The sequence below is a fragment of the Legionella donaldsonii genome (genome assembly GCF_900452385.1).
In the GTDB taxonomy this organism is placed as follows: Bacteria; Pseudomonadota; Gammaproteobacteria; order Legionellales; family Legionellaceae; genus Tatlockia; species Tatlockia donaldsonii.
On sequence record NZ_UGOA01000001.1, the window covers coordinates 32507 to 45251 of the forward strand.

Here is a 12745-nt window from a genome sequence, read left to right on the forward strand (position 1 = left end):
TTATTGTGAGAAAACAGAAACGTACCAGTATTTCTTATTTGTTACAGCGTCTTGTAAAGACACACAAGGAAGGGCTACTGACTTATAAGACTCTCGTTAAAGCCATGGGTGAGCAGGCCTACGGCTTAATTATTATTCTTTTTGCGCTACCCAGTGCTTTACCGATTTCAGCACTTCCTGGCGTCTCTTTTATTTTTAGCGTGCCCATTATTTTTATTGCGGTGCATATTATTATGGCAAGGCCTTCTTTATGGTTACCCGTGGTGCTGGCAAGACAACGCATTGAGGCTGAGAAATTGGCCAATGTTGTTCATAGAACTACCCCTTATTTAAAACGCATAGAGATTTTGTTAAAACCCCGTTGGCAGTTTCTTTCTTCGCCCGTGATGGAGCGAGTACACGGTATTATTTTACTGGGATTAGGTTTGCTATTAATGTTACCAATTCCTTTCAGTAATTTTGTACTTGCGCTCTTAATTATTTTATTTGGATTAGGATTATCGGAAAAGGATGGGTTGTTATTATTTATCGCCTATTGTGCTACTTCTTTGTATTTGTTCTTACTTGCCAATGTAATAGAAGAAATTTTTGTTATTTTTTTCACCTAGCGAAGGGTTAGCATAAGACCAGCTGCTACTATTCCGGCGGCTGGAACAGTCAATAACCAGGAGAGAAAAATTCGCTTTAAAACAGGCCAGTAGGTGCCATTAACACCATTGATTAGTCCGACACCCGCTATTGAACCAGTGACGGTATGTGTTGTGGAAACAGGAATACCGTACTCGGTGGCTGCAAAAATCATGATGGCTGCCCCTGTTTCTGCTGCACAGCCGCGCATGGTGTTAAGTTCAGTGATCTTTGTGCCCATGGTGTGCACAATGCGCCAGCCTCCTGCTAAAGTCCCCAAGCTGATAACCAAATGACAAGAAATAACAACCCAAAAGGGCACATAAAAAGTATCGCCGAGCCAGGAGGTAGAAAATAATAAAACGGCGATGATCCCCATCGTTTTTTGCGCGTCATTTCCACCATGAGTCAGACTTAACAAGGCTGAGGAAGCCAGTTGGAAGCCTTTGAACATTCTATTAAGGGCGGCCTCAGCTTGATACTTTGATAAATAGGCAAAGAGAGAGATAAGGAAAAAACCAATCAATAGTCCAACCGCTGGGGAAACAAAAATACCAATGCCAACTTTAACAAAGCCAGAAAGCTTGAGGGCACCGATCCCGGCTTTTGCAAGTGCTGCGCCAGCAAGGCCACCGATTAGGGCATGCGAAGAGCTTGATGGTAGACCATAGTACCAGGTTACTAAATTCCAGAAAATCGCACCTACCAACGCGGCTAAAATAAGAGGCGCATCTACGATATGGGTGTCAATCAATCCGCTGCCGATGGTTTTTGCAACCATTAAGTTAAAAATTAAGAAGGCAATAAAATTAAAAAAGGCAGCCCATAGAACAGCTTGGCGCGGCGTCAAAACGCCGGTAGTCACTATAGTAGCGATTGAATTTGCTGCATCGTGAAAGCCATTAATAAAATCAAAGACAAAGGCAATCACAATAACAAACAAGATAAATGAAGTACCAGACGCCATGATTTGTCCTTACACTTAATTGGCATGCTCTCTGTGTTTAGGGATAATTCTTACCTGTTTAATACGGGCTCCCTGTATGCGCTCAATGATGGCAAGAAAGTCAGGGAATGAAACCCTGTCTCCTTCTTTCGGGACCGAACCTACCTGGTGTAATATCAGACCCGCTACGGTAGCAACTTCCTCTTCTTCCTCTTCGATACTTAATGTTAATTCATGATTTAAGGCGCGCTCAAGGGCATGGAGGGTGCAGTCTCCTCGCACGATGATGCTGCCATCGCGCTGTTTTACCCAGGCATCATGAGTTTTGTGGAATTCATCTTGGATAACACCTATAACCAGATGCAATAAATTGTCCAGGGTTAAAAAACCCACGATAGCCCCTTGACGACCATAAACCAAAGCAAAATGCGGCATTCCCTCTTGAAACTGGCGTAATAAGGCCAAGGCGGGTTGTCGGTAGGAAATTTTGGGCACGGGTCTTATTAATTCCTCTAAAGACAACTCCCTATTGGCTTGTGTTTCGTGTAATAGTGGTTGTAAGTCTTTCACATGAAGGATGCCAATAATTTGTTTCTTTGCTCTATCATAGACTGGATAGCGACTGTAGCGATAGCGATTTAAGACTTCAATTAATTGGTCACTGGCAATGTGGCTATCAAGCATAATCATGTCATCATAGGGACGCATAACATCCATAGCACGCAGATCACCCAATTCTAGCGTATGGGCCAGAATACTGCTTTCTTGCAGGGTCAACTCACCATGGATCTGACTGGAACGTAAGATTAGTTTGATTTCCTCACTGGAATGGAATTGCTCACCTGGATGGATAATGTCCAATCCCAAACGTTTCAGAAGATAATTGGAGCAAGAATTAAGTAACCAAATGACGGGATACATTAACCAATAGAAAAAATACAAGGGCACAGCTGTCCACAATGAAATTTGCTCACTTTGGCGGATAGCCAGTGATTTTGGCATTAATTCACCAACAACAATATGAAGAAAAGATAAGAGCGAAAAGGCGATAACAAAACTAATAAATTCAACCAAAGCAGGTTGGACAAGGCCTAATTTAAATAATAGTGGCGAGAGTAGACGAGTAAAGGCGGGCTCTCCGATCCAGCCTAAACCTAGAGAAGCCAGGGTAATACCCAGCTGACAAGCCGACAAATAAGCGTCGAGCTGTTGATGCACCGTTGCTAAAATATTGCCGCGCCAGGGATATTGCGTTTTGATTGCCTCAACTCGTGTGTGGCGCAGTTTTACCATGCCAAATTCAGCGGCAACAAAAAAAGCGTTCAATAGAACGAGAGCAAAGCCACCAAGAATGAGAAGAAAATTACTCATCATTAAATATGGTAACTGGAGTGAGTCATTAGTTTAGATACTCCCTGCATTAGTTTTTTAATAACAAAAGGTAATTCTGCTGCACCGGCTTCTTTGGCAACATCGGCATGGTGCATTTCATCCTCATACATTTGTGTCAGGATGGCTTTGCTTTTTGTGTCCTGAATGGGCAATTTCTGCCAATGCTTTTGCAAATGGGCAGAGACTTGTAATTCGGTTTCAGCCACAAAACCAAGGCTCCAGCGATCGCCAGCCAAGCCGGCCAACGCACCAATCATAAAGGAACCAAAATACCACAAAGGATTCAACAGACTTGGTTGACTGTTTAATTCATGCAGGCGCTCTTCACACCAGGCCAGGTGGTCAATTTCTTCTGCAGCTGCTTGCTCCATCTGGGTTTTGATATTTCCTAGTTGCGCTGTCAACGCTTGGCCTTGATACAAGGCCTGAGCGCATACTTCGCCTGCATGGTTAACCCGCATTAAGCCTGCAACATGGCGCTGTTCTTTTACTGCCAATGCTGGTATGGCAAGTTCTGCACCGGGTGTATTCCGTTTGCTGATCCTCTGTGCAGGGGGGACCAGGGTGCGCAACGCTGCATCGATCCCGCATAGCAAATTTTCAAACACGCTTAAATGGCGCATAGGAGTCTCAATTAATATTTCGTTAGCTAATGGTAGCCTGAATATGGTCTAGATTGAAGCAGTGGAGTGGTTTTTAAAGGGTAAGGAAAGGACAGGGAGAAGTTTTGATTAAAAATTACGCAACTAATTGTTGGGTGAACTATAGTAAAAAAATAAACGGTTCTTTATTGACGATAGATTATGCCTTTTTCAGCAAGAAAACTGGCCAAACAAGCTGTTCAAGCCTTGATACAACCTACCATTAAAAATCTTAAGGATGTCAAAGAAGTTAATGATCAGATCATTAACGATACCCTTTTCACCATGGAAGAGGGACTCGATGATTTATTGCAGAGAGGAGCGATACCTAAAACGGAATATAAACTGCAAATGGCACAGAGCCAGGTAGAATTAAATAACAGGCTTAGAGCTAAAGAGCAACTTAATGGAACCTTGGATCGATTCAATCAATTTGCAGATGAAAAAAATGAAATTTCCTCGTTTGTGATTGCAGCAAATACAACTCGAGAGGAATTAAAAGAGCTTATTTCGATTTTAAAAACTAAAGGTGTTACAGCCGAGGATCCCAATGAAAAACGCTTTTTAGAAACTATTTTACAAACAGCAGAATCCTATAAAACCATGATCGATGCAGGAAGACCTATCTCTGAAAAAGAGATACCTATCCTGGAAAGTGAACAACGGTATGCCAACCAGATATTCGCCTCATTACAAACGAATAAAGTAAAACCGGATGTTCTTAATAAATATTTAGATCAGCTCGAGGAAATTAAATCTTATAAAGAAAAAACCAACAACGATCCAAAACTTTCGACGGCAGAGAAACAAGTTGTAAATAGTCTGTGTGATTCGTTGAGTAGGGAAATTAAAACGACTCTGGCCGCTTTAACTGCACCTTCCGCAACCGGGCCAGGAGTGGCGGTAATTACACCCGAAGAGATTATAAAAAATCATAAAGCTAAGATAGCAGGGCATTTAACATCCGCGAGAGAGCTGGAAACAAAAGTACCCGTTACCTCAGGCTTTAAAGGGTTAATTAATGATATTTGCAGGGCTCTTGATTGTAAACCAGTCTTCACCGCAGCTGGAACAGTCCAAAACATGAAAAGCCAATTGAACGCGATAAAAGGTCACGAAGAAGTGGAGCCGCAAAGAGGTTTAAAAATGGAGTAAAGAGAGAACATTCTGCTTTAGCATTAAAACGGGGCCTTGGCTTTTATACGGGCGGAATAATCTTCAATTGAACAAGTTGATTTGAATTTTATTTGTATTTAGAATTGTTCTTCATTTAACCTTGTGAGGGCGTTCTAAATGAAAAAAATGAGCTCTATTATTGCGGTTTCTGTACTGATGAGTGCTTGTGCATCTATAAAACTGGAACCACAAGCGGCACGTGTCATTGCATCACCCAATGCAGCGCCTAAAGGGTGTAAATACGTAGGGCAGGTGGTTGGAAATCAAGGTAATTTCTTCACCGGGGATTGGACGTCCAATAAAAATCTCGAAGAAGGTGCAATGAATGATTTGAAAAATAAGGCAAGCCGTTTGGGAGCCAACTATATTCAAATCATTACCAATCGTGCCGGAAATACCGGTTCAATGAGTGGTTTTGACGGTAACATGAGTGGCCATATGTCCCAAACCAATGTTACCAATATGGGTAATGCCTATATCTGTCCACCAAAGAGCATTGGCCTATAAGAGAGGCATAAAAACTAGCGTTTTATCTTAGAAACCCTCATTGTGAGGGTTTTTATTTTCTATTCACGAGGATGATGGAGAAAACGGTTTAGTCGGTATTTTGCCTGTTTGTGTGTCCTTTAACGTTTAATCTCTCTCAATGAACGATTAACCTTCAAATCCTAAGTTTTTGCTTTATCTATATTTCTAACTGCTATTATTACAATAAGATCTTAACCGCGGGTGTAAGCGTTCACAGGGTATGTAACTGTTTCCTTGTGAGCCTTGGCGAAGCAACCCAAAGCGATATTTGTTAGAAACAGGTACTGGTTTGCTTCACTTTGTTTGCAATGGCAACAGATTTTTGTTGTAACCCGCTAGCTTATAGGTGAGTTGGAGTAAGCAGCAATGCCAATAGATAGAATAACGGTATTTATTCTGCTTTTTGTTTTATTACTCTTATCTGCTGCCAATGCGGCCGAATCGCAATTTCAGTCTAACATCGGTTTTAATGCCCCCCAGGCCCTGAGCCAGCTTGAAGAGATAAATCGTGAATTGGCAACGAAGGTGAATTATAGTGAGTTATACGAGGCGGTCAAAACGATCAATGTACTCAAAGAGCACGCCAATCAGTGCATATCAAAAGGAAAATCAGAATTACAAAAAATTGATGGGATGCTGAAAAATAACTCCGTATTGACGGTTTTAAAGGAAGAAAAAGATACGCGCTATCAATATTTAATTAACCAGAGAAGTCTCAATGAAAAACTAACTGCAGAATGTATTTTTTTTGATTATAGGGCTCAGGAGGTAATTAATGAAATTAATACCAGAATGTCTAAAACCCGCTTATCCAACCTTCTAACCAGAACATCGCCGATTTGGGAGAAAATTGATAGCCAATTTTTCACACTCCCGCTCAATGAGCAAACGTTCTATCAGTATAGTGGCATTCAACAGTTGAATAGTACCCATCTTGTCGTATTGGTTAGTATCTTGCTGGGCGGCATTGTTTTTGTTTTAGTTGGCATTAATTTTATCAGTAATAATATTAAAAAAACATTTTTTTTCAAAGAGGTAATTCCTATCCTTCAATGGCCGTTATCGTTCCTTTTTCCTGTTTTGCTAGCTAATTTATATCTTCATTGGGTTTTGGCGGGAGTGGTACCTTATCCAGGCGTTATTTTATTATTCAATGCATTATTCTACTATCTGCTTGCTATTGGCCTGTTAAGATTCGTTCTACTTATAGGCGCAAATTATATAAGCTATATGACGGACAGTCTAAGAGCGGTTTTACTAAAACGCTATACTGTTCTGATGACTTTACTGCTTTGCGGGGCTATAGGCGCCATTTTAATACGGGGGCAATGGGTTCCCCCTCAACTTTTAGAGCTACGCATTACTCTTTTCATTACCTTGCTTAGCCTGGCTGCCTGTTGGTTAGGATGGCTTATTTTGCGGCCTCCTTTTTTTAAAACAATCTCTTCTCTTAAAGCTAAATTGGCTAAAATTTTATTAGCCGGTATGAGCTTATTTACTATTGTTATGGCTTGGCTAGGCTATATTAATTTTGCCATTCATTTTTTCCCCAACGTCTTTGCCAGCATCTTGTTGATATGGGTCACCTGGAAGGTAACGCAATTATTTGGAAAGGTCTATTTTTTATTAAGTGCTCCTGAACAACCTCTTTCGCAAAAAATTCATGCCTGGATGGGGTTAAAGCCCCACAAAAAACTCATTGAACTATTCACTATAAGAATGATTCTGAATGCGGGCTTCATTTTATTTATGCTCTTCATTTTTATGAAGATATGGGGCGTTTCACAATATTACATTGATACGGGTAAAGCACTTTATTTTAATGGCTTCACTATTGCTGATATTTCCATCTGGCCAAAACGAATAGTAAGAGGCGCCATTCTATTCTGTATACTTATTATGTTGGGTAGGGCCTTGTCCACTTATGTGGCACGCCGTAGCGCATTTAAAGGTGAATTATATCGCCAGGATACTATTGCAACGCTTATTACTTATATTGTTTTTGTCATTGCTGTTATATCGGGCCTGCTAATGGCTGGTGTTAATTTCATGAGCCTTGCCGTCATTGCGGGTGCCTTATCTATTGGAATGGGTTTTGGTTTACAATATCTTGTCAGTGATTTTGTCAGCGGCATCATTTTGCTAATGCGTAAACCAGTTACACCGGGTGATCTGGTCATCATTGATGATACGGAAGGTTACATAAAAAAAATACGTTTATTATCCACACAAATAACGACTTTAACCCATGCTGATGTCATTATTCCCAATTCGAGTCTGATTAATAAATCCTTTACCAATTATACCTACCATAACAATAAAATGTGTCGCATGAATAGCCAGATTATTCTTGATAGTAACAGTGATTTTGAGCTAGCCAAGCAACTTTTACTTGAGGTAGTCAAGAACAATCCCAATGTTATCCAGGAGCCTCCCCATCAGCCTGTGGTGCTCTTTGAATTAACGCCGTCGCCTAGTATTTTATATGTTGTTATTGATTTGTGGTATTTCATTAAAAATGTCGACTTAAAACAGGTCGTTTCAAGCGAAATTAATTATGCGATTGTCAAAGCACTCAAAGACCATAATCTTTGCCCGGGACAAAAAGAGGATTCATCGAACGCTTAGCTTGCCTAAGAGGTTAAAAATTTAATTAGAATCCTGTTCATTTCCGGGACTTGCTCTACCGGGCTGGAATGGCCGCCAGGTATCAGGCTAAATTGTGCCTTCGCTATCCCCTTTGCAAGGGACTCACCCTCCGCCGGCAGCGTGATGATATCGTCCTTTGCGGCAATAACCAGAGTGGGGGAGGTTATTTCGTGTAGCCATTTACTGGAATCAAATGATAATAAAACTTCAAATTGACGTTTCTGATCTGCAAGAGATTGAGGATAGGGATTATTTTTCAACAGTTCTTTAAACGCGGCAATATTTTCTGGTTGACTCAGATAGGTACTCGAAAAAAACCAGGTCATACAGCTTTCTGCAAAGGAATCCAAAGATAGATTTTCTTGCTGAAAATGTAAGAAGGTTTCGACTGCCATCATTGAACGGCGAGTAAATTGGGATGTTGAATTAAGAATGACTAACTTGTTGATCTTGTCGGCATGTCTTCTGGCAATGCCCTGGGCAATCGCTCCACCCATTGATTGTCCTACAACATGCGGTCGTACAAGGCCTAATTGTTGTATTAGGGCGATGGTATCTTCTACCATCGTATCCAGGGTAAAGGATACACCCCTATCTTTTGTTTGGCCTATGCCGCGGTTATCAAAGATAATAACCTGGAACTGCTCTGCCAATTCATCCACTATCAAGCGCCAAAACGTATGATCGCCGGTATAACCGGCAATCAAGACCAATGGTTCGCCTTTACCATGTGACTCATAATAAATATCGATACCATTGGCTTTAATAGTTGGCATCTTTATTCCCTCAGTCAATTCCCTAACATTTATATTATCCTGCTGTGGAGGAATGGCAAGTTTCTTTCAGAAATCCGTTAGTAAGAAGAGAGGGGGGCTAGGGAATTAGCAAGGCTGGGGCGCGAATTTTCTTATAGATCCGTTGATATTGCTTTCGCAACTCAATAGTAATCTCGCTAAACAGCCTAATTTAAGCGAGAATTGTTGCTGGCATGGGCGGAGTCATGGAGGTTATGCCAAAAGAGGCCTAAAAATTTTTAGGCCACCCTGGCAGCAATCCATTTATTCGCCAGCACTGGGTCCCATCTGACGCTTAGCTTGAGCAAGTCATGTCTTGGCCACAGCAGACAGGTGATTTAATCATGCCACAGCCTTTCGGGCATTTTGCCACCTGTATTTTATGGTTATCTTTGTTAATTGTATCCTTAACCAAGGACGTATTGCATTTACTGCAGGTTAAGCCTTTTACACCCATTCCGCATTTGTTGCAGGTGCATTCCATTACAGTTCCTCCAATGGGGTTAGTTATTGGAGTATAGGTAATCTTTTTAAAAAATTAAAATCAGGTAAGGCATGAGCCGGATAACCTTGTTTATTGGCTCACTACGGAGTTTTTAATGAATAGCAACAGGGTTAATCTGGATTTGGCAGCAAGTGGGGCGCTAATTGTTGGCAGGATGAGAGCATCAAGCCTTTGTATTCTCCATGTTTTAAGCTATTTTGTTTATCAGATTAAGCGTTTAGGCGAACGGACAACGTTGACCCGGAATTTTATAAAAAACGGAAGGAGAAGAAACATGACCCAGGCAGTTCCAGAGGGATTTCATACTGTTACACCAACCCTCACTTTTAAAGACAGTCAACAAGCCATTGAATTCTACAAAAAAGCATTTAATGCCCAAATTGTTGATCTTTTTCCTAATCCTGACGGAAAAGGAATTATGCATGCCACCATTAAAATCGGTAATTCGATTATTATGATGGGTGATGAGATGAATGGTGGGGAAAATTGTGCAAAAAGTGCCGAAACACTGGGTAACTCACCCGTAGGACTCTTTCTTTACGTCGCTAATGTGGATGAATTCTTCAAGCAGGCTGTTACTGCCGGGGGCAAGGAGACCATGCCAGTAACCGATATGTTTTGGGGGGATCGTGCCGGGCATCTTAAAGATCCTTTTGGTTATTCCTGGATGATCGCGACACATAAAGAAGATTTGACCCAGCATGAAATTGGGAAGCGGGCCGAGGCCTTCTTCGCATCCATGGCAAAAAAATAGAGGCTGTTAATCCTAGGCATCAAGGTGTTGGGCGTAGCGCCCAACTTACCTACTGGCCATATTGCGCAGGAAGACAACGTTTATCCTTTGCCGCAGACGGGAATCTGGTGGTTCTCGCCTTGGATTAAATCGGCAAATTAAAAGCCTATAGCCCTATAACTCGTTTGTGCAAAATAGGTCGGGATTTCCCTGCCTAACAAAGGATTCATTGGATGACATAATTTTCTTTTTCCTGAATAAAGAATAAATCGCGAGCTATTTTTCTTAAAAAAATGACGATAAATAAGGGTGGAAAGCCGGCGGTTAAAATTCGGGGTGCAGACCCCAAGAAAGGATTTCTCTGATGCAGTTGTGAATACCAAGAGTTTATTTGCAAATTTAGTGACTATTAAATATAGTACTCGCCAGTTATATTGGTGTAAAAAAATGCAGTCAACAATGCAAGTTCTTCAAATAGCGGATGAGTATATAAAAAAGCATCCTTCAGAATTCTTAAGTCGTATCGATGTGGAAGGTCAAACCATCTGGATAAAACGCCGTCCACCCTCTAAAAAAACGAAGTGGCATCGCTTGGCCTCGCTGTTAACATATCTAATTCCCATCGCTACTTTTTATCCTACAGTGGTGACAGATAAATCGGATAGTCTGGTCCAGGAAGCAGAGCGCCTGCGTTTATTTGCTACAAAAGGCTTGCCAGTACCGGAGGTTTTAGCATCAACGTCCGGTTACATTATTACCAGTGATGTTGGTTTAAATTTACAGCAGTTGGCAGAGCAAATCATCGATCGCGAAGAACGAGTTGCTTTGTTTGAAAAAGCAATGTCTTCCCTTGCCAATTTACACCAGGCTAATTTATGTCATGGCCGGCCTTCTTTGCGCGATATGACTTTGCAAAACGACACGGTCTTCTTGATTGATTTGGAAGAAAATCCTGTGGCAGTAATGAGTCTCGCGCAAGCACAGGCAAGAGATATCTGGCTGTTCTTTTGTAGTGTAGCGCGCTATTGCAAGCAAGATTATTCGGTATTGGATCACCTGTTTCAAATCTATGCGAAGAATGCCTCGCCGGCTACGATGGCAGCCTTGAAGCAGATGGTAGGGGTCGTTAAGCCTGCCCGTATTATATCGGAATATCTCCTGGCAGCAGTTAAATCAAGAGATCTTCGTAATGCGGTAAAAGCCAATAAAGCGCTTGAAAAGTGCCTTAAGAAATAAGGTATTAAAGATTATCTTATTGTATCGGAGTCGAAGGATACTGGATAAATGGGCAAGGGGGGATTTCCCGGATGCAGTGAATCGCATCCGGGAAATAGCTACTAAGTACGCGAATAGGAAGAATAAGTAGGAGTATCATCAATAACTTCTTGAATAATAGAAGCTATTGGGCGTGTAAAGAGGCTAATATAGCTGAATATGACGTTTAAAGTTTGAGCTACCACCATTGAAGCTGCATGGCACACGCTAGACCAAGCTTCACCAAATTCTTGTGCAGACTCTTTATCGACGAGCGTTTTTGTCTTTTGCTGATTAAGAGACCAGGTATAAAGCGCTTTCGCTAAAGAGGCAGTAGCATTCAAAAGATGAATTGCAGCATCAAGTGCAAAGGCTGGTTCTAAATAAGTATCAATAAATGGATTTGCCACGCAGGCAAGGAGATCAGATTCTTTTACTTGTTTACCTCTTTGATCTTTATATCCTTGGATAGGAGTAAACATAGTAAAAAAACGATGTTTTGTAGATTGAAGTAACTCCCGGTTTGTGTTTTCAAAAATAGGTTGAACAATTCTTGTCATTATGAACTCCAATATTAGGTTAACTACTTTGCAATGGCGTGCCAACGTCCTGTAGGAACAGTAAGCGTTCCACTAAATCCAATGGCGAAGAATTTTACGGGAAAATGATGAAAAATACTACCTCTTGGACATAAGATAGAAAGCTAGTACAGTGTACAATCTCAAGAGATCTCTCACCGCGTTCGAGATCTGAGAGAGCCCCACAAAAATCTAGACAGGAAAAAGAGATTTTTTCAGGCATCAGCTGACCCGTTCGGGCTGGGGAAGCGCGCAGTGCTGTTTCGAAGCGTTGATGCTTAGCTTCCGAGACGTGGCTTGCTACCACTCCTCAGGAGAGCGCTCAGTGAGTAAAGAAGTATTGGTGGAATAGCCATCATTAAAGGGATAAACTCATTGAACAATTTTAATGTTTTGTATCAGGGAAAGTTATGAAAACTTCAAAATTGCTCTTAATTTTTTTCTCCACAGTTATTTTATCTTCTTTTTTGCCAGTTAATGCTACCGAGGCTGTCCCGCAGTCGGAATCCGATGCCGCTCGCATTGCAATGCTGGAAAAAGCCTTAGCACCTGATAGTCCAGATAAAGTCGCTGCCTTATTTGCTCAGGCCAATAAAGATCGTAATGGTGCAGTGCAGTTTATGCTGTTTTCCCAGTCTTTAAAAAATAAATATAAAGACAACTGGCCTTATTGGGTGTCTGGAACGTCCAGTCCCTGGATTACTTCTTATAAAATCAAAAAGACACCAAAAGATAAGAAGTGCTGGCAATTTCAAATTACTTATCAATGGGCCACTTCGAGCGGTCCCTTTAACCCGCCGTTAGTCCAAACGATTGTTGTAGAACCTGTGCCTAAGGATAGTGATTCCTCTCAAAAATGGTTGATAACCAGGTTTCAGGAAAATTAATCTCATTTTCCTGGTACTCCCACAATAGTCTTGTG

Annotated in this window: 13 protein-coding genes; 8 read left to right on the forward strand and 5 right to left on the reverse strand. The window is 41.3% G+C overall.

Annotation, left to right across the window (positions count from 1 at the left end):
• Positions 1 to 5: 5 nt before the first annotated feature.
• Entirely contained in the window at positions 6 to 608 is a 603-nt protein-coding gene (locus tag DYC89_RS00170) for an exopolysaccharide biosynthesis protein (RefSeq protein WP_115219966.1), read from the forward strand.
• Here DYC89_RS00170 and DYC89_RS00175 read toward each other — a convergent pair.
• From DYC89_RS00175 to coq7, 3 genes are read right to left on the reverse strand one after another with little or no spacing between them, the layout of a single operon-like run.
• The gene (locus DYC89_RS00175) at positions 605 to 1594 is read right to left on the reverse strand and encodes an inorganic phosphate transporter (RefSeq protein WP_115219967.1); all 990 of its coding nucleotides are present in this window, start codon (positions 1592 to 1594) and stop codon (positions 605 to 607) included. The two genes, DYC89_RS00170 and DYC89_RS00175, sit on opposite strands and share 4 nt — an antisense overlap.
• 15 nt (positions 1595 to 1609) lie before the next feature.
• Positions 1610 to 2944, reverse strand: a complete 1335-nt coding sequence (locus DYC89_RS00180; RefSeq protein ID WP_115222599.1) for a hemolysin family protein — start codon at positions 2942 to 2944, stop codon at positions 1610 to 1612.
• Positions 2945 to 2946: 2 nt separating this feature from the next.
• Positions 2947 to 3588: a 2-polyprenyl-3-methyl-6-methoxy-1,4-benzoquinone monooxygenase gene (gene coq7, locus DYC89_RS00185; RefSeq protein ID WP_115219968.1), complete on the reverse strand. Its 642-nt coding sequence runs from the start codon at positions 3586 to 3588 to the stop codon at positions 2947 to 2949.
• Between the two features lie 180 nt (positions 3589 to 3768).
• Here coq7 and DYC89_RS00190 point away from each other — a divergent pair, with 180 nt between their 5' ends.
• From DYC89_RS00190 to DYC89_RS00200, 3 genes are all read left to right on the forward strand, one after another.
• Positions 3769 to 4761, forward strand: coding sequence for a hypothetical protein (locus DYC89_RS00190; protein WP_115219969.1), 993 nt, complete (start codon positions 3769 to 3771; stop codon positions 4759 to 4761).
• Positions 4762 to 4899: 138 nt separating this feature from the next.
• Positions 4900 to 5289, forward strand: coding sequence for a DUF4156 domain-containing protein (locus DYC89_RS00195; RefSeq protein ID WP_115219970.1), 390 nt, complete (start codon positions 4900 to 4902; stop codon positions 5287 to 5289).
• A 387-nt stretch (positions 5290 to 5676) separates the two neighbouring features.
• Complete coding sequence (locus DYC89_RS00200) at positions 5677 to 7938, forward strand: mechanosensitive ion channel family protein (RefSeq protein ID WP_115219971.1); 2262 nt, start codon at positions 5677 to 5679, stop codon at positions 7936 to 7938.
• Between the two features lie 5 nt (positions 7939 to 7943).
• On the opposite strand, the gene DYC89_RS00205 is transcribed toward DYC89_RS00200, so the two are convergent.
• A complete protein-coding gene (locus DYC89_RS00205; RefSeq protein ID WP_115219972.1) occupies positions 7944 to 8735 on the reverse strand; it encodes an alpha/beta fold hydrolase in 792 nt (263 codons plus the stop codon).
• 329 nt (positions 8736 to 9064) lie between these two features.
• Here DYC89_RS00205 and DYC89_RS16410 point away from each other — a divergent pair, with 329 nt between their 5' ends.
• The 3 genes from DYC89_RS16410 (at position 9065) to DYC89_RS00220 (ending at position 11227) form a co-directional block, all read left to right on the forward strand.
• The gene (locus DYC89_RS16410; RefSeq protein ID WP_181879285.1) at positions 9065 to 9274 is read left to right on the forward strand and encodes a hypothetical protein; all 210 of its coding nucleotides are present in this window, start codon (positions 9065 to 9067) and stop codon (positions 9272 to 9274) included.
• A 78-nt stretch (positions 9275 to 9352) separates the two neighbouring features.
• Entirely contained in the window at positions 9353 to 10012 is a 660-nt protein-coding gene (locus tag DYC89_RS00215) for a VOC family protein (protein ID WP_245953915.1), read from the forward strand.
• Positions 10013 to 10450: 438 nt separating this feature from the next.
• A complete protein-coding gene (locus DYC89_RS00220; protein WP_147285457.1) occupies positions 10451 to 11227 on the forward strand; it encodes a hypothetical protein in 777 nt (258 codons plus the stop codon).
• 101 nt (positions 11228 to 11328) lie between these two features.
• On the opposite strand, the gene DYC89_RS00225 is transcribed toward DYC89_RS00220, so the two are convergent.
• Complete coding sequence (locus DYC89_RS00225; protein WP_115219975.1) at positions 11329 to 11805, reverse strand: hypothetical protein; 477 nt, start codon at positions 11803 to 11805, stop codon at positions 11329 to 11331.
• 428 nt (positions 11806 to 12233) lie between these two features.
• Between DYC89_RS00225 and DYC89_RS00230 the strand changes: the two genes are divergently transcribed.
• Positions 12234 to 12710, forward strand: coding sequence for a hypothetical protein (locus tag DYC89_RS00230; protein ID WP_181879286.1), 477 nt, complete (start codon positions 12234 to 12236; stop codon positions 12708 to 12710).
• Positions 12711 to 12745 lie beyond the last annotated feature (35 nt).